General features: G+C 67.3%; 17 protein-coding genes. 11 read left to right on the top strand and 6 right to left on the bottom strand.

The annotated features are described in order from the left end of the window. The first annotated feature begins 72 nt into the window (after window positions 1-72). Genes ccoN through LK542_RS18750 form a run of 6 tightly spaced genes read left to right on the top strand, consistent with a single transcriptional unit; the run spans window position 73 to window position 5,175 of the window. A complete protein-coding gene (gene ccoN, locus LK542_RS18725; protein ID WP_227813101.1) occupies window positions 73-1,533 on the top strand; it encodes a cytochrome-c oxidase, cbb3-type subunit I in 1,461 nt (486 codons plus the stop codon). A gap of 14 nt (window positions 1,534-1,547) precedes the next feature. Further along, window positions 1,548-2,162: a cytochrome-c oxidase, cbb3-type subunit II gene (ccoO, locus tag LK542_RS18730; protein WP_227813102.1), complete on the top strand. Its 615-nt coding sequence runs from the start codon at window positions 1,548-1,550 to the stop codon at window positions 2,160-2,162. A gap of 2 nt (window positions 2,163-2,164) precedes the next feature. After that, complete coding sequence (locus LK542_RS18735; protein ID WP_227813103.1) at window positions 2,165-2,335, top strand: CcoQ/FixQ family Cbb3-type cytochrome c oxidase assembly chaperone; 171 nt, start codon at window positions 2,165-2,167, stop codon at window positions 2,333-2,335. Continuing rightward, window positions 2,328-3,263, top strand: a complete 936-nt coding sequence (ccoP, locus tag LK542_RS18740) for a cytochrome-c oxidase, cbb3-type subunit III (protein ID WP_227813104.1) — start codon at window positions 2,328-2,330, stop codon at window positions 3,261-3,263. The genes LK542_RS18735 and ccoP overlap by 8 nt, the downstream gene beginning before the upstream one ends. Then, window positions 3,260-4,639, top strand: a complete 1,380-nt coding sequence (gene ccoG, locus LK542_RS18745; RefSeq protein WP_227813105.1) for a cytochrome c oxidase accessory protein CcoG — start codon at window positions 3,260-3,262, stop codon at window positions 4,637-4,639. The genes ccoP and ccoG overlap by 4 nt, the downstream gene beginning before the upstream one ends. 17 nt (window positions 4,640-4,656) lie before the next feature. Then, window positions 4,657-5,175: a FixH family protein gene (locus LK542_RS18750; RefSeq protein WP_227813106.1), complete on the top strand. Its 519-nt coding sequence runs from the start codon at window positions 4,657-4,659 to the stop codon at window positions 5,173-5,175. 6 nt (window positions 5,176-5,181) lie between these two features. Here LK542_RS18750 and LK542_RS18755 read toward each other — a convergent pair whose 3' ends face one another. Further along, complete coding sequence (locus LK542_RS18755; RefSeq protein ID WP_227813107.1) at window positions 5,182-5,913, bottom strand: ThuA domain-containing protein; 732 nt, start codon at window positions 5,911-5,913, stop codon at window positions 5,182-5,184. Window positions 5,914-5,981: 68 nt separating this feature from the next. Further along, entirely contained in the window at window positions 5,982-6,437 is a 456-nt protein-coding gene (locus LK542_RS18760; protein ID WP_227813108.1) for a hypothetical protein, read from the bottom strand. Between the two features lie 169 nt (window positions 6,438-6,606). Between LK542_RS18760 and LK542_RS18765 the strand changes: the two genes are divergently transcribed. From LK542_RS18765 to LK542_RS18785, 5 genes are all read left to right on the top strand, one after another. Continuing rightward, window positions 6,607-8,439: a DUF885 family protein gene (locus LK542_RS18765; protein WP_227813109.1), complete on the top strand. Its 1,833-nt coding sequence runs from the start codon at window positions 6,607-6,609 to the stop codon at window positions 8,437-8,439. A gap of 8 nt (window positions 8,440-8,447) precedes the next feature. After that, window positions 8,448-9,824, top strand: coding sequence for a serine hydrolase (locus tag LK542_RS18770; RefSeq protein ID WP_227813110.1), 1,377 nt, complete (start codon window positions 8,448-8,450; stop codon window positions 9,822-9,824). A 91-nt stretch (window positions 9,825-9,915) separates the two neighbouring features. Continuing rightward, a complete protein-coding gene (locus LK542_RS18775; protein ID WP_227813111.1) occupies window positions 9,916-10,344 on the top strand; it encodes a VOC family protein in 429 nt (142 codons plus the stop codon). A gap of 47 nt (window positions 10,345-10,391) precedes the next feature. Continuing rightward, window positions 10,392-11,225, top strand: coding sequence for a metallophosphoesterase (locus LK542_RS18780; protein ID WP_227813112.1), 834 nt, complete (start codon window positions 10,392-10,394; stop codon window positions 11,223-11,225). Window positions 11,226-11,340: 115 nt separating this feature from the next. Continuing rightward, complete coding sequence (locus LK542_RS18785) at window positions 11,341-12,036, top strand: hypothetical protein (RefSeq protein WP_227813113.1); 696 nt, start codon at window positions 11,341-11,343, stop codon at window positions 12,034-12,036. Here the strand turns inward: LK542_RS18785 and LK542_RS18790 are convergent. From LK542_RS18790 to LK542_RS18805, 4 genes are all read right to left on the bottom strand, one after another. After that, window positions 12,033-12,956 (bottom strand): DMT family transporter, encoded by a 924-nt coding sequence (locus tag LK542_RS18790; RefSeq protein ID WP_227813114.1) that lies wholly within the window; start codon window positions 12,954-12,956, stop codon window positions 12,033-12,035. The genes LK542_RS18785 and LK542_RS18790 overlap by 4 nt on opposite strands. 58 nt (window positions 12,957-13,014) lie before the next feature. Further along, window positions 13,015-13,773, bottom strand: coding sequence for an AraC family transcriptional regulator (locus tag LK542_RS18795; protein ID WP_227813115.1), 759 nt, complete (start codon window positions 13,771-13,773; stop codon window positions 13,015-13,017). Between the two features lie 10 nt (window positions 13,774-13,783). Next, window positions 13,784-14,548 (bottom strand): fumarate/nitrate reduction transcriptional regulator Fnr, encoded by a 765-nt coding sequence (gene fnr, locus LK542_RS18800; RefSeq protein ID WP_227813116.1) that lies wholly within the window; start codon window positions 14,546-14,548, stop codon window positions 13,784-13,786. A gap of 115 nt (window positions 14,549-14,663) precedes the next feature. Beyond that, the gene (locus LK542_RS18805) at window positions 14,664-16,319 is read right to left on the bottom strand and encodes a hypothetical protein (protein WP_227813117.1); all 1,656 of its coding nucleotides are present in this window, start codon (window positions 16,317-16,319) and stop codon (window positions 14,664-14,666) included.

Genomic DNA, 16,319 nt, shown 5'->3' on the forward strand with positions numbered 1-16,319 from the left:
ATCAAGGATTTTTGCTGTTCGAAAAACGACACTCCTGACTGTCATCCATCTAGGAATTTTCAGGAGAGCATCTTGGACAGCAGTCTAAACTATAACTACAAGATCGTGCGCCAGTTTGCCATCGCGACCGTCGTGTGGGGCGTGATCGGCATGGCCGCAGGCGTCTTCATCGCGGCCCAGCTGGCCTGGCCCGCGCTCAATTTCGACATCGCCTGGCTCAGCTACGGACGCCTGCGTCCGCTGCACACCAACGCGGTCATCTTCGCCTTCGGCATCTGCGGCCTGTTCGCTACCTCCTACTACGTGGTGCAGCGGACCTGCCAGGTGCGGCTGTTCTCGGACAAGCTGGCTGCCTTCACCTTCTGGGGCTGGCAGGCGGTGCTGGTCTCGGCCGCGATCTCGCTGCCGATGGGCTTCACGCGCGGCAAGGAGTACGCCGAGCTGGAATGGCCGATCGCGCTCCTGATCACGGTGGTGTGGGTGGCCTACGCGGTGGTCTTCTTCGGCACCATCATCAAGCGCCGCGTGCAGCACATCTACGTGGCCAACTGGTTCTTCGGCGCCTACATCCTGGCGGTGGCCGTGCTGCACGTGGTGAATGGCGCCGTGGTGCCGGTGTCCGCGATGAAGTCCTACTCCGTCTATGCCGGCGTGCAGGATGCGATGATCCAGTGGTGGTACGGCCATAACGCCGTCGGCTTCATCCTGACCGCCGGCTACCTCGGCATGGTCTATTACTTCATCCCGAAACAGGCCGAGCGCCCGGTGTATTCCTACCGCCTGTCGATCGTGCACTTCTGGGCCCTGATCTTCACCTACATGTGGGCCGGCCCGCACCACCTGCACTACACCGCGCTGCCCGACTGGACCCAGTCGATCGGCATGGTGTTCTCGCTGATCCTGCTGGCGCCCTCGTGGGGCGGCATGATCAACGGGATGATGACCCTGGCCGGCGCCTGGCACAAGCTGCGCTCGGACCCGATCCTGAAGTTCCTGATCGTCTCGCTGTCGTTCTACGGCATGGCCACCTTCGAGGGCCCGATGATGTCGATCAAGACCATCAACTCGCTGTCGCACTACACCGACTGGACCGTCGCCCACGTCCACGCCGGCGCCCTGGGCTGGGTCGGCTTCATCACGATGGGCTCGATCTACTACCTGATCCCGCGCCTGGCCGGCAAGAAGGAGATGTGGAGCGTCCAACTGATTGATGCGCATTTTTGGGTAGCCACCATCGGCATCGTCCTGTACATCGCCTCGATGTGGATCGCCGGCGTGATGCAGGGCCTGATGTGGCGCGCGGTGAACCCGGACGGCACCCTGACCTACACCTTCGCAGAGAGCGTCAAGGCGACCTATCCGTACTACGTGATCCGCTTCACGGGCGGCTTCCTCTACCTGTCGGGCATGGCGATCATGGCCTTCAATACCTGGAAGACGCTGAGCGGCACACAGAGCGTGGACGCGAAGATCCCGACCGGTCCGAACAGGCCGCACCTGAACATTGGCAAGCCTGAAGCGGCCCACGCCTGAACCCGGAGGTCACAATGAAATTCACGCATGAATGGATCGAGAAGAACCCCTGGCTGCTGATTGGCCTGGTGCTGCTCGTGATTTCCTTCGGCGGCCTGGTCGAGATCGTGCCGCTGTTCTTCCAGAAGTCGACCACCGAACCGGTGGCCGGCCTGAAACCCTACTCGCCGCTGCGCCTGGCCGGCCGCGACGTCTACATCCGCGAAGGCTGCTACAACTGCCACTCGCAGATGATCCGTCCCTTCCGCGCCGAGACCGAGCGCTATGGCCACTACTCGGTGGCGGGCGAGTTCGTCTACGACCACCCGTTCCAGTGGGGCTCCAAGCGCACGGGGCCGGACCTGGCGCGCGTGGGCGGCCGCTACAGCGACGAATGGCACCGCACCCATCTCGACAACCCGCGCGACGTGGTGCCGGAATCGAACATGCCGGGCTACCCCTGGCTGGCCAAGGCCAAGCTGAACCCGGCCGAGATCATCCCCAAGATGCGCGCCATGCGCCGCATCGGCGTGCCCTACAGCGATGCCGAGATCGCGGCCGCACCGGACGAGGTGAGCGGCAAGACCGAGCAGGACGCCCTGATCGCCTACCTGCAGGGCCTGGGCACCCAGATCAAGACGAGGAATTAATCATGGCACTCCAACACATCTTTGACAACGCCAGCAGCGTGATGACGGTGGTCAGCTTCACGACCTTCCTTGGCATCGTCGGCTGGACCTATGCGCTGCGCAAGCGCAGCGACTTCGATACGGCCGCACAGCTGCCGTTCGCGGACGAAGCAGGGGAGAGCGACCGTGGCTGATTTCTTCAACGAGTTCTGGCACTGGTACGTGGCCGTCATCACGGTGCTGGGCATCGTCGGCTGCGGCATCCTGCTGTGGTCGCAGTCGAGCTACCGCGTCAAGCTGGGCGCCGACGGCAAGCCGGAGAAAACCACCGGCCACGTCTGGGATGAAGACCTGACCGAGCTGAACACGCCGATGCCGCGCTGGTGGATCGTGCTGTTCTGGCTCACCATCGTGTTCAGCATTGCCTACCTGGTGCTGTACCCGGGCCTGGGCAGCTATGCCGGCAAGCTGGGATGGAATTCCAGCGGCGAGTACAAGGCGGAGCTGAAGCAGGCCAGGCTGGAGTTCGGCCCGGTGTTCGCCAAGTATGCGCAGCAGGACCTGAAGGCGGTGGCGGCCGACCCGCAGGCCCACGCCATCGGCGAGCGCCTGTTCCTGACCTACTGCGCCCAGTGCCACGGCTCGGACGCACGCGGCAGCAAGGGCTTCCCGAACCTGGCCGACCGCGACTGGCTGCACGGCGGCGAACCTGCCGTCATCAAGCAGAGCATCATGCAGGGCCGGGTCGGCAACATGCCGCCCATGGGCGCGGCGCTCGGATCGGACAAGGACATCGAGAGCGTGGCGCATTACGTGCGCAATCTCTCGGGGCTGACCGCCGATCCGATCAAGGTCGCCTTCGGCAAGCCGAAGTTCGCCGCCTGCGTGGCCTGCCATGGCGTCGAAGGCAAGGGCAATCCGCTGCTCGGCGCGCCCAACCTGGCCGACAAGACCTGGCTCTACGGCGGCAGCCAGGAGACCGTGATGGAGACCATCCGCAAGGGTCGCAGCAACAGCATGCCCGCCTTCGGCGAGTTCCTCGGCGAAGAAAAGGTGCACGTGCTGGCGGCCTACGTCTGGAGCCTCTCGAATGAACCTGTCGTGATGGCGCAAGCAAAATGAACGTACCGAAAGAGGCCGTGATCCGCATGTACGCGGCGCGCGAGGAAATCTACCCGCGCGAGATCAAGGGCCGGTATGCCTCGCTGCGCTGGGCCTGCGTCTGGCTCACCCAGCTGCTGTTCTACGGCCTGCCCTGGATCGAACTGCACGGCCGCCAGGCGGTCCTGTTCGACCTGGCCAGCCGCAAGTTCTACCTGTTCGGCCTGGTGCTGTGGCCGCAGGATTTCATCTACCTGGCCGCATTGCTGATCCTGTGCGCCTACGGGCTGTTCCTGGTGACGGCTGTGGCGGGGCGGGTATGGTGCGGCTTCGCCTGTCCGCAGACGGTATATACCGAAATCTTCCTGTGGATCGAACGGAAGTTCGAAGGGGCGAGAAGCGCCCGCATCCGCCTCGACCGCCTGCCCTGGACGGTCGAGAAGATCGCGCGCAAGGGCGGCAAGCACGCGGCCTGGGGCCTGGTGGCGCTGTGGACCGGCTTTACCTTTGTCGGCTACTTCACGCCGGTGCGCTCCCTCGGCGGCGGCATCGCCTCCTTCGGCCTCGGTCCCTGGGAGACCTTCTGGGTGCTGTTCTACGCGCTCGCCACCTACGGCAACGCCGGCTGGCTGCGCGAGCAGGTCTGCAAGTACATGTGCCCCTATGCGCGCTTCCAGAGCGCGATGTTCGACAAGGACACCCTGATCGTCACCTACGACACCAAGCGTGGCGAGCCGCGCAGCCCGCGCATGGGCAGCAGCGGCGCCGGCGACTGCATCGACTGCAGCATGTGCGTGCAGGTCTGCCCGACCGGGATCGATATCCGCAAGGGCCTGCAGTACGAATGCATCGGCTGCGCGGCCTGCGTCGACGCCTGCAACAGCGTGATGGACAAGATAAACCGCCCACGCGGCCTGATCCGTTACGCGACCGAGAACGCGATCACCGACAAGCTTCTACCTGCCCAGGTGCGCCAGCGTGTGCTGCGGCCGCGCGTGATGATCTACACCACCGTGCTGGCCATCCTCGGCATCGCGATGGTGGCGTCGCTCGCGCTGCGCAACCCGCTCAAGCTGGACGTGATCCGCGACCGCGGCTCGATGGGGCGCGAAGTGGAAGACGGCATGATCGAGAACGTCTACCGCCTGCAGCTGATGAACACCACGGAAGAACCGCAGCGGCTGCGCATCACGGTCGACGGCATTGCCTCGATCAGGGTGGTGGACGAGGACGTCGTCGAGATCGCGGCGGCCAGCACCCGTGCCTTCCCCGTGCGGGTGCGCATCGCGGGCGGCGACGGCAAGCCCGGCTCGAACCGGATCGCCTTCACCCTGGCGTCCGAGCAGAGTGTCGCGCTGCAGGTGACGGAAGAAGCGGCATTCATCGTGCCCAAATGAGGAAGGAGGAGAAGCACATGCACACCAATCCAAGCCTGCTGCCGGCCGCACCCTGGTACCGGCACCGCTGGCCCTGGTTCCTGATGATCGGTCCCGCCCTGGTGCTGGTCGGCGGCTTTGTGATGATCTGGCTGGCCACGAGCCGTCCGGATGCGATGGTGGTGGGCGACTACTACAAGCAGGGCAAGGCCATCAACCAGGAGCTTGGGCGCGACCGCGCTGCCACCCGGCTCGGGCTGCGCTTCGAGGCCGGCTACGACGCCGCGGCCGGACGCATTATCGGCAGCCTGCAAAGCCACGGGGAACCGGTGCGCGCACCCTTCCATATCCGCCTGGCCCACCCCACCCAGCCGGAGCGCGACCGCATGCTGGAAGCGCTGCCGGACGCGCAGGGCCGCTTCGTGGCCGCGGCGCCGGCGCTGGAGCCGACCCACTGGCAGGTGGTGGTCGAAGGCGCCGCACGTGACTGGCGCCTGGCGGGCAGCTGGAGCTGGAACAAGCAGGCGCAGCTCGCGATCGCCGCCGACGCAGAGTAAAAAAACCTACTCGGCGCGGAAGCCCCTTCCGGTCGCCGCCCAGTAGATGCCGCCGTACAGGTGATGCAGGAAGACCGGATCGCGGTAGGTGGCCGCCTGGTGGCCCAGGGCGGTGTAGAAGGCGCGCCCGCCCTCGTAGGGCTGGTACCAGCTGACCGGGTGGAAGGCGCCCATGCCCTTGCCCTCGCGGTCAGGCCATTTCGCCTCGGGCTTGTAGGTAGTCTCGTCGACCGTGAGCAGGTAGGTCAGCTTGCCGGAGGTGGCCGGGCCGAACTCGTACCACTCGTCGGTGAACAGGCTGCGCGGGGCGAAGCGCTCCATGCCCGGGAAGTTGCGCTCGCGGACCTGCAGCACCGCGGTCTGTACCGCCGGGTGCACCTTGAACATGTGGCCCACCATCTTCGTGTACCACGGCCAGTCGTATTCCGTGTCGGAGGCGCTGTGCACGCCCACGAAGCCGCCGCCCTTGCGAATGAACCGCTCGAAGGCGGCCTGCTGGGCCTCGTCCAGCACGTCGCCGGTGGTGAGGAGGAAGATCACGGCCTGGTACTTGGACAGCTCGGCGTCGTTCATCACGCGCTTGGGGTCGGCGCTCCAGAACACACCGAAATCGTGCAGCCGGCCGAGTTCCTGCACGGCGCTCACGCCCTCGTGCACGGCGTCGTGGTGCCAGCCGGCGGTCTTGGTGAACAGCAGGACCTTGAACTGCTCGGCCGATGCAAGCGGGGAGATCAGCATGCCTGCTGACACGAGGAAGGAGCTAATGAAAGAAAGTTTCAAGAGTACCCTTTAAATGAAATAATATTTCAGTGCTGCGGCAGGCTCGACGGCGACCACAGCGGCGGCAGTACCTGGTCGGGCACGCTACTGAAGCTGCGCGGCGCGGCTGTCCACTTGAGCAGCCGCTGCGGGGGTGGGGCAGCCTGGCCGACCTCGACCCAGGCATCGTCCTGCCTGCCGAATTCGACGTTGCGGGATCGGGGGCCGGTGATCCCGCCCTGTTGTTCGAACCGGACCCGCACCGCGTCCGGACCCACCTCGGCCCACAGCAGCCGCGCCCCGAAGCTGCCCGGTGCACGTGTACACCATCCGCTGAACGGTCCGTCGACATCGGCCATCTCGCCATAGCGGCGTTCGAGCAGATCGCGCACCTGTTCCGGCAGCCCGGCCATGGTGGTCGGGTAGGCAGGGTCTGCTGCGCGGGCATCGACGCCCGCCAGCAGGAGGACAAACAGGGCAATCGGTATCCGGGGCGTGCGCATGGGGTATCTCCTGCTGGGTCTGTCGCAGTCTAGCATTGTCACCGCGAGCCGTGTGTACGTACAGCTGACGCATTGTTGACTTGACCTTTTCCATGTTAGATTCCTCGACGGCAAACACGGCGCCCGGCGCCGTCCAATCCCACCTACAACGACAAGGAACGAGACCACGATGCCATCCCTCCGCCAGCGCAGCCTGCGCGCCGCCATCGGCGCACTGTTCATCCCCGCCGCCATCGCCGTCGCCAGCCTGCCCACCGCGGCGCTGGCCGCACCGGCAGCGAAAGCCGCCGCCGCCAAGCCGAACAAGGCCTTCGACACCTGGGCCGAGAAGTTCGCCGAGGACTGGGTGCGCATGAACCCGCAGCTGGCGACTTCCACCCAGTACTTCAGCGGCGCCGAGCAGGCGCGCCTGGACCGCGAGCTGACCCCGCTGACCAGGGCGCAGCGCGCGAAGATGCGGGCACTGGCGCAGACCGGCCTGACTCGCCTGGACAAGTGGATGGCCGGCCCGCTGGACGAGAACCAGCGCACTTCCGCCGCCGTGATGCGCTGGTCGCTGCAGAACGTGATCGCCAACGAGCCCTTCGAGGACCACTCCTTCATCTTCTCGCAGTTCAGCGGGGTGCAGGTCGGCCTGGTCAATTTCATGACCACCACCCACCCGCTGCGCAACCCGCAGGACGTCGACAGCTACCTGGCGCGCCTGGAGCAGATCGGCACCCGCATGGACGAAGCGCTGGCGCGCGGCCGCGAGGCCGCCGCCAAGTCGCTGATCCCGCCGCGCTTCATCCTCGATCGCGCCAAGTTCCAGGTCGACAGCTTCCTCAAGCCGGCGGCGGGCGAGAACGTCCTGGTGACTTCGCTGGCCCAGCGCACCGAGAAGATGGAAGGCTTGACTCCTGACGCGCGCAACGCCGCGCTGGCGCGCGCCGCCCGCATCGTCGAAGAGCGCATCCGTCCCTCGTACAAGCGGGTGCAGGACTTCATGGCGGAACTCCACCCGCGCACCGGCGACGTGGCCGGCATCTCGCGCCTGCCGAACGGCGCCGCCGCCTACGCGCGCGCGGTCGAGAACTTCACCAGCACCAAACTCACCCCGAACGAGATCCACGAGATCGGCCTGCGCGAAGTGGCGCGCATCGAAGGCGAGATGGACAAGCACCTGCGCTCGCTCGGCCTCGTCGAAGGCAACATCGAAGAACGCATGAAGCAGCTCGACGCGCGTTTCCAGCCGAAGGGCGAGGGCGATCCACGCCCCGCCATCCTGGCCAGCTACGCCGAGATGGTGAAGGACGCCGAGCGCAGGAGCGCTTCGCTGTTCAACCTCAAGCCGCGCGCCCCGGTCGAGGTGCGCCGCGAGCCGCCGCTGACCGAACCGTCGGCCGCTGCCCACTACTCGCTGCCGGCGCCGGACGGCACCCGTCCCGGTATCTTCTGGGTGCCGATGCGCGGCCCGACCTTCGACATGATCCGCATGCGCAGCCTGTCCTACCACGAGGCGGTGCCGGGCCATCACTTCCAGCTGGCGATCCAGCAGGAACTGACCGGCATCCCGAAATACCGCAGCCAGCGCATCTTCAGCGGCGGCAGCGCCCACGCCGAAGGCTGGGCGCTGTACACCGAGCGCCTGGCGGTGGAGCAGGGCTGGTACGAAGGCGACGTCCCCGGCCTGCTGGGCGCGCTCGGCTCGGAACTGTTCCGCGCACGCCGCCTCGTGGTCGACACCGGCCTGCATACCAAGGGCTGGACCCGCCAGCAGGCGATCGACTACGGCATCGGCGCCCAGGAAGTCGAGCGCTATGTCGCCTGGCCGGGCCAGGCCAACGCCTACATGATCGGCATGTTGCGCATCATCGACCTGCGCGAGAAGGCGAAGAAGGAATTGGGCGGCAAGTTCTCGCTGCCGGCCTTCCACGACCTGGTGCTGGGCGCAGGCTCGGTGCCGCTGGACGTGCTGGGCGAGCTGGTGGAGGGCTGGATCGCGAAGCAAAAGAAGGCTTGATCGGCCGGATGAAGCTCAAGGCACTGCTGACGATGGCGTCCGTTGTGACCCTGGCGCAGTCGGCCGCTGCGGCGCCCCTGTCGCCACCGCAGGCCGACGCCTTGAGCCGCCAGCTGCAGGCCATCGTCGACGATCCGGCCATGCCGCTGCCCGGCCTGTCGGTGGTGGCGATCCGCGCGGGCGAGACCGTCTACAGCCGCCAGTTCGGGCTCAAGCGCTCGGCCACGGCCACGGCGCCGGCGCGGCCGATGGATGCGGACACCATGTTCCGCATCGCCTCGATCTCGAAATTCGTGGCGACCCTCGGCGCCATGAAGCTGGTGGAGCAGGGCGTCCTGACGCTGGACGCCGATGTCAGCGACTATCTCGGCTACAAGCTGCGCAATCCGCACTTCCCGGACCAGCCGATCACCCTGCGCATGCTGCTCACCCACACCTCGTCCCTGCGCGACGATGGCGGCTTCAGATGGGCGCCCGACGTCAATCTCAAGGATGTGCTGCAGCCGGGAGGACCCTTGCACGGCAGCGGCGCGATGTGGTCGAGGGACCACGCGCCAGGAAGCTGGTTCGAATACGTCAACTTCAACTACGGCCTGGTCGCCACCGTCATGGAGGCGGCCACCCGCGAACGTTTCGACCGCCTGATGCGGCGCCTGGTGTTCGATCCGATGGGCCTGAAGGCGGGCTTTTATCTCGCCGACTTCGCGCCTGCCCGCATCGACGACGTTGCGACCCTCTACCGCAAGCGCGAGAAGGACGGCGCCGAGCGCTGGGACCCGCAGGGACCGTGGATCGCGCAGTCGGACGACTTCCACATCCAGCCTCCGGTGGCGCCCGCCGGCATGGAGCGCTACATTGTGGGGACCAACGGCACCCTGTTCGGCCCCCAGGGCAGCCTGCGCACCTCCACAGGCGAGCTGGCGCAGATCATGCTGATGCTGATGAACGAGGGACGCCATGGCAGCACGCAGATCCTCAGGCCTGAAACGGTCAGGACCATGCTGGCGCGCCAGTGGACGATCCAGGAAGGCGTCAACGGCAGCGCGAGCGGCGACGGCGGTACTTTCCACGGGCTGTACGGGGCCTGGGGGCTGGGTACCCAGCATTTCGTGGACGCCAGCAGCGTCAAGGACGGCCGGGCGCGCGGCGACCGCCTGGTCGAGGGCGGCGGCTTCACCGGCGTCGGCCATCTCGGCTGGGCCTGGGGGCTGAACGCGCTGTTCGTGTTCGACCCGCGCACGAAGAACGGCATGATCTATGCCGCCAGCGGCGTCGGCGCCGATCCGGAAACGCAGCCGGGGCGCTTCTCGTCCGAGTCGCGCTTCCAGGAACGCATCACCGACGCGCTGTACCGCGGCGCGATCGCGCCCGGCGCCGGGAAGTAGCCAGCCAACAAGCGTTGCCCGCACCCGGCTTTGGCTCTACACTGCCCGGCCACTGTCAGTATTTCATGAAGGTCTTTCACAGGAGAGCAGCATGGAAACACAGGAAATCTACCGCGGACGGCTCATCGACCACATCCAGCTGGTGGTGCGCGACCTGTCCGCATCGCGCAGGTTCTACACGGCCGTGTTCGAGGTGCTGGGCATTCCGCTCGGCGGCTCGGGTGACGATTACTTCTGGGCCGACGAGCTGTTCATCTCCAGCCGCGATAGCGAAGCGGCGCAAGGCGTGCTGACCGGACGCCACCACCTGGCCTTCCAGGCGCGTGACCGCAAGATGGTGAACGCCTTTTACTTTGCAGCGCTGGCCGCCGGCGGCCGGGACAACGGCCGTCCCGGCGAGCGCGCCTACCACCCGGGCTACTACGGCGCCTTCGTGCTCGACCCGGACGGCAACAACATCGAGGCGGTCTACCACGGCGTGGCGAAGGCCAGCGCACCCTACGTGCGCATCAGCTTCTAGCAGGGCCGGCGCAGCGCACGGCCGAAAGCCGCTATACTGCGCCGACCATGCGTATCCAGCTTTTCTCCGACCTGCACCTCGAACGCTACCCGCACTTCGTCCCGGACATCCGCGAGGATACCGATGTGATCATCCTGGCGGGCGACATCGGCTCCTACCAGCAGGGCTCGCGCCTGCTCGATCAGGACTTCGGCCTCGGACGCTTCTCGCCGCTGCGCCCTGGCGCGACGCGGGCCCGGGTCCTCTACATCCCCGGCAACCACGAATTCGACGGCCTCGACTACGAGCAGGCATATAGCCGCCTGCAGGCCACCTGCGCCGAGCTGGGCATCGAGTGGCTGGACCGCGAGACGCTGGTGATTGGGGACGTGCGCTTCATCGGCACCACCCTGTGGAGCGACTTCGATGCGCTGGCGGTGCAGGAAACGGACCTCACCAAACAGCTGCAGCGGCGCGAGAAGGCCTTCCGCGCGGCCAACTACTACCTTTCGAAGAACACCACGCTGAAGAACGGCGAAAAGGTGCTGGCCGAGGGCATCCGCGCGATGTCGCTCGATTGCCAGGACTGGCTGCGCGGCGCCCTGGCCGCTCCTTTCGCGGGCAAGACGGTAGTGGTGACCCATTTCGCACCGAGCCTGCAAAGCGCCGATCCGCGCTATGGCCTGACCCCTGGCACGGCGGGATTCTGCAACGCGATGGATGCGCTGTTCCCCCGCGCCGACATCTGGATCCACGGCCACCTGCACTGCGCGAACGACTACGTGATGACGGGCAGCGAGGATGGCCGGCCCTGGTCTTGCCGCGTGGTGGCCAACCCGCTCGGCTACCTCAGCAAGGGTGAGCAGGAAGCCTTCCGGCCGGAGCTGGTGATCGAGCTCTAGGCAGGGAGCGCAGCGCGGTACCGGCAAGGCCGCGGGGCGCTACCTCGGCAATACGGCTCGCGCGAAGCGGAAGGCTGCGGCAGGATGCGCAGGTCCCGACTTTCATCGCCTCGCCATGACCCTGCTTTCGCGCCGCCTGTTTGCCATCCTGGCCCTGTGCCTGCTGCCCGCCTTCGCCCAGCCCGCACCGGACGTGCCGGCGCCCTTCGAGCGCCTGGTGCCCCCAGGCTTCGCCGATGGCCTGCTTCTCGTCGAGTTGCAGGCGCGCGACCGGGATGCGCCGCCGTGGCGCATGATCGAATGGAGGCCAGGCGATGCAGGCACTCCGGCACGGCGCGAGAAGGTCTCGGTGCGCGAAGCGATCAAGGCCATGTATCTTTATCCGGGCAGCGACTACTTCGCCAACGTCAAGATCGAGACCAGCATGCCGGGCATGTACGAGCAGGACAGGGCGCTCGTGATCGAGGCCCTGGAGCACAATGTGCGTCGCGACCGCGCTCTCGTGGGCGCTTATCTCGCTGCCAATCCGGAGGCGTGCGCCAAGGTGGCCGCGCGCACGCCGCCGGGAAAGGACACGATCGTGTTCGAGCGCGAGACGGTGAACGGCATCGAGGTGGTCGGCTACACCGACAACGTGCTCGGGCTGAGGGGCGGCACCATCAGCCAGATCCACTTCTTCGTCACCGCCCGCGAGACCATCGTCACCGCCTACCTGCTGAATCAGAAACGCACGAAGTTCAGGGACATCGACGAGTTCCTGCGCCTGCGCGCCGCCTTCATCCAGGGATATACCGCTTACCTGGCGCGCTAACTGCGATGGGCGGCGGCGCAGGACGCCACGCCGGCCAGCAGGAGCAGCAGCGCGGCGGCTTCCAGTCCGTTCGGCCAGCGCCCCTCCCACAGGAATCCGTACAGCGAAGCGAACACGGTCTCGAACACGATCATCTGTCCCATCAGGGCCATCGGCAGCGCGCGGCTGGCGTAATTCCACAGGGCGTTGCCGACTACCGAGCAGAAGATGCCGACGGCGCTCACGACGCCGAGGAACTGCAGCCACTCGGCGCCGCTGTGCGCCGCCGCGCCGGGCTGGAAAGCCGGCACCGCCAGCAGCAGCGCCTGGGCGCCCGTCATCACACCCACCAGCAGGCTCCACTCCTGGCTGGAGACGCCTTGCAGGCGCGCCAGCCAGCGCCGGTTGACCACGGCATAGACCGTCCACGACACCAGCGCGCCGAGCGCGCACAGCAGGCCCAGGGCCGAGCCGCCCGCCGCCCGCAGCGCATCCCAGCTGATACAGGCCAGCCCGGCGCCGCCCAGCAGCAGCGAGGGCGCCAGGCGCCGCAGCGGCACGGCGCCATGCTCGCGCAAGCCGGCCAGGGTGACTGCGAGCGGCAGCAGGCCGATCACGATCGAGGTCATGGCCACGCCGCCCGACTGCACGGCCTGGGCCACGAACAGGTAGTACACGATGTTGCCGAGCAGGCTGAGTCCCGCCAGGCCGCGCCAGTCGGCCCAGCTCAGGTTGCGCACCAGGCGTGGCCAGGAACGCGCGATCAGCACGGCCGCCACGAGCCCGTAGGCGAGGTAGCGTCCGGCCGACAGCTGCAGCGGCGAAAAGCCGGGCGTGAGTTCGGGCGCGAGGAAGACCAGGCCCCAGAAGGCGCCGGCGGTGATGCCGGCGCCGATGCCGAGCTGGGCCTGGCTGGATGTGGTGTGAATCTGCGACAGCATGGCAATCTCCTTTGATGGGAGATTGTCGGCGGGGCGCTGGGAGAAAGCTTGACCGGGCCTACTGCGTTTTTGACCTGGTCTCGCGCCGTGCGCGGCGGTAGGCGGCGGGCGTGGTGTCCATGGCGCGGCGCATGGCGCGGGTGAGAGCGCTCTGCTCGGAAAAGCCGGCCGCCAGCGCGATCTCGGCCACCGGGCGCTCGCTTCCCGCCAGCCAGTCGCAGGCGCGCTGCAGGCGGCAGCGCAGCAGCCAGTCATGCGGTGTACTGTCGTGCTCTTCGCGGAACAGGGCGTGCAGGCGGCTGACGCTGACGCCGGCCGTGCGCGCCATGCTGTCGGTGCTCCAGGGCAGGCCGGGCTCGGCCTCGATGCGCGCCAGGAGGGCGGCCAGGCGCGAGGCCGGCTGGCCAGCGCCGAGGGTCAGGGTGTCGAGCAGCAGCGGCGTCCAGCCCTGCAGCACCGACGGGGCAGGCGCCCCGCCGGCGGCCAGGATGCCCATGAACTCGACCAGCTTGCGCGCCGCCGGGCCGATGGCAGTAAAGGGGCGTTCAAGCAGCTGCTGCCAGGGCCCCTGTTCGAAGCCCGGCATGCCGACGTCGAGGATCAGCGAGCGGTTGGCAACGGACGAGTATTGCGAATGCCAGGCGCCGGGCGCCACGAATGCGGCGTGCAGGGGATCGAGCCGTCCAAAGCGCCCCTCGATCTCCAGCGCCACTTCGCCGCTGACCGGCAGCACCACCTGGGCAAAGCTGTGGCGGTCCGCTTCCCGGCTCTCGCCATAGCTGCGCACATGCAGGTCGAGCAGGGGCGCGCTTGCCATGGGGCCCGCCTCAGCCCATCGGGCTGCAAACGTCGGTTCCGGCCGCCAGCGCCTTGAGCTTGGCCGGGTCGAGCAGGGTGACTTCGCGCTTGTCGACCTGCAGCCAGCCCTGTTTCTTGAAGCGCGACAGCAGGCGGCTGACGCTTTCGATGGTGAGACCGAGATAATTGCCGATGTCTTCGCGCGACATGCGCAGCTGGAAGCTGTTGGGCGAGTAGCCACGGGCGGCGTAGCGCGCCGACAGGTTCACCAGGAAGACGGCGAAGCGCTGCTCGGCGCGCATATTGCCGAGCAAAAGCATGACGTTCTGCTCGCGCGTGATTTCCTGGCTCATGATGCGGTGGAAGTGGCGCAGCAGGGCCGGCACCTGGCCGAACAGTTCTTCCAGGCGCGAGAACGGGATCTCGCACACTTCGCTGTCTTCCAGCGCCACGGCGTCGCAGTGGTGGGTGCCGCTGATCGCGTCCATGCCCAGCAGTTCGCCGGCCATCTGGAAACCGGTGATCTGGGCTTCGCCCGCGGCGTTCACCTGGTAGGTCTTGAAGTGGCCGAAGCGCACCGCGTACAGGTTGCGGAAAGGTTCGCCCATCGCATACAGGCGCTCGTCGCGCACCAGGCGCCGGCGCCGTCCGATGATCTGGTCGAGGCGGTTGATGTCGGCGTCCTCGAGCCCCATGGGCAGGCACAGCTGGTGCATGCTGCAGGCGCTGCAGCTGGCCTTGATGACTTGCAAGTTCAGGGGCGATGCGCCCGGCATCGACATCGGTTGGTTCATGGCGCAAAACGGAAAGCTGATGGGGCCATTATAGACCGCTGTCCAGCTCAGGGCATTCCATTTTCCAAAAGCAATACTGCCGGGGCATGGCCCCGGCAGTCGTGCTACGGGAGTCTTACAGGTGATGGCGCTGTTCCGTCTTCATCCGGTAGTACTCCTTGCGGCCCTGGCGCAGCACGGTGTCCGCGATCTGCCCCGCTTCGCCGGCTGCCTGGTTGACCGAGGCAAAGGCGTTCGGGTCGCGCTTGAGGGCCTCGACGGTCCGGCGGGCTTCCTCGGCGCCGGCCAGCGCCAGGCCGAAGGTCGCGGACACCGCCAGCTCGGACGCCAGCGTCTCGAGGCTCGGCGCCACCACGTCCTGGCCGGCCCTGGCCGCCAGGGCCTTCTCCGCGCCCGCCTGCGGCGCGGCCAGCGAGCGCGCCAGTGCGATGTCGCTCGCGACCCTGGCCAGGAAGTCCACCGCCAGCCTGCTGCCCGAGCGGTTGGCCAGGTCGCCCAGGCGCAGCAGGGCGGCGTTCTTGGCGTTGAACACGGCGCGCCCGGCGCGCGTGCTGTGCACGAAGTCGATCAGCGGCTGGGCGGCGATCTCGCTGCCGATGTAGCCGAGGGTGGCCACGATCTGCGGCAGGAATTCCTCGTGCTTCTCCGGCTCGCCCACCAGCCAGTCGAGCAGCTTGCCCGCATCGGCTTCGCCGTACTGCGAGGCCAGTTCGTAGGGCACGCCCTCGATCCAGTGCTGCGATACGAAGTCGCGCACATCGAGCAGCGCCTTCATGTCGCCCAGGTCGCAGTTGCAGCCGCTCGCGGCCAGCACCTTGCCGGTGACGGCGGCGGGTCCGGCCAGGAAAGCAGACGACTCGGCGGCATTGACCACGTTGTGGTCGACCCCGACCGACGGATACATCACCGCGCGCGGGTCGTCGGTGCGGTGCGGCAGGCCGCAGTTGTGCCCGTACTCGTGTACCCAGATCAGGCCTTCCTGGTCGGCGGTGAAGCGTACCGCGGCCACATTCACCGTGGTGCTGCCGACCGGCGCGCAGCCGATGATGTTGTCGCCAGGGCCGCCGCACCAGCGGATCGCCTGCACGATCTTGATGCCGGAACCGGCGCTCAGCAGCGCATTCAGGTCGGCCGCCGTCTGGATCGTGCCCGGGACCGTGGCCGGCAGCAGCCGCACCGCGCCGTTGCGGACGAACTGGACCGGGGTGGCGACGTCCGGACCGGTATCGTCGCGCTGGAGGATGGTGCCCATGTCGGCCAGGATGCGGTCGGCCTCGGCGTCGCTCAGGGCGACGCTGCTGTGGCGGTGCACCGTCACCGATACCGAGCGCGGGCCGCTGGGCACCGGGTTGACGACCAGGTAATCGACGTAGAGGGCAATGTCCGAACTCCACTCGATGTTGACCCAGATGTCGACGCCGCCGGCGCGCGGCGCCACGTTGTGCACCGTGTAGCGGGCCGAGCCGATGAACTTGCCGGCGTCCGGGCCGCCGGCGGCGCCTTCGCCGATGGCGACGAAGACCTGGGAACGGGCGTTGACTTCCGACCAGTTCAGACGCAGCACCCACTGGCCGCGCCGTGCGCCCCAGTTGTGGCGGTAGGTGAAGCCGTTGCCCTGCAGTGCGGGCTGCACCTTGCCCGGGTCCGCCTGGACGTCGGCCTCGGCCTCGGCGTAGGGAGCCTGGTTGGCCGAGGAGGGCGGCGCATCGGCGCTCCAGGGGCGGTCGAGGGTGAGGGCTGCGTCCCGGTCGAGACGGTCATTTGGCGACAT

Source organism: Massilia sp. IC2-477 (genome assembly GCF_020707265.1).
Classification (GTDB): domain Bacteria; phylum Pseudomonadota; class Gammaproteobacteria; order Burkholderiales; family Burkholderiaceae_D; genus Telluria.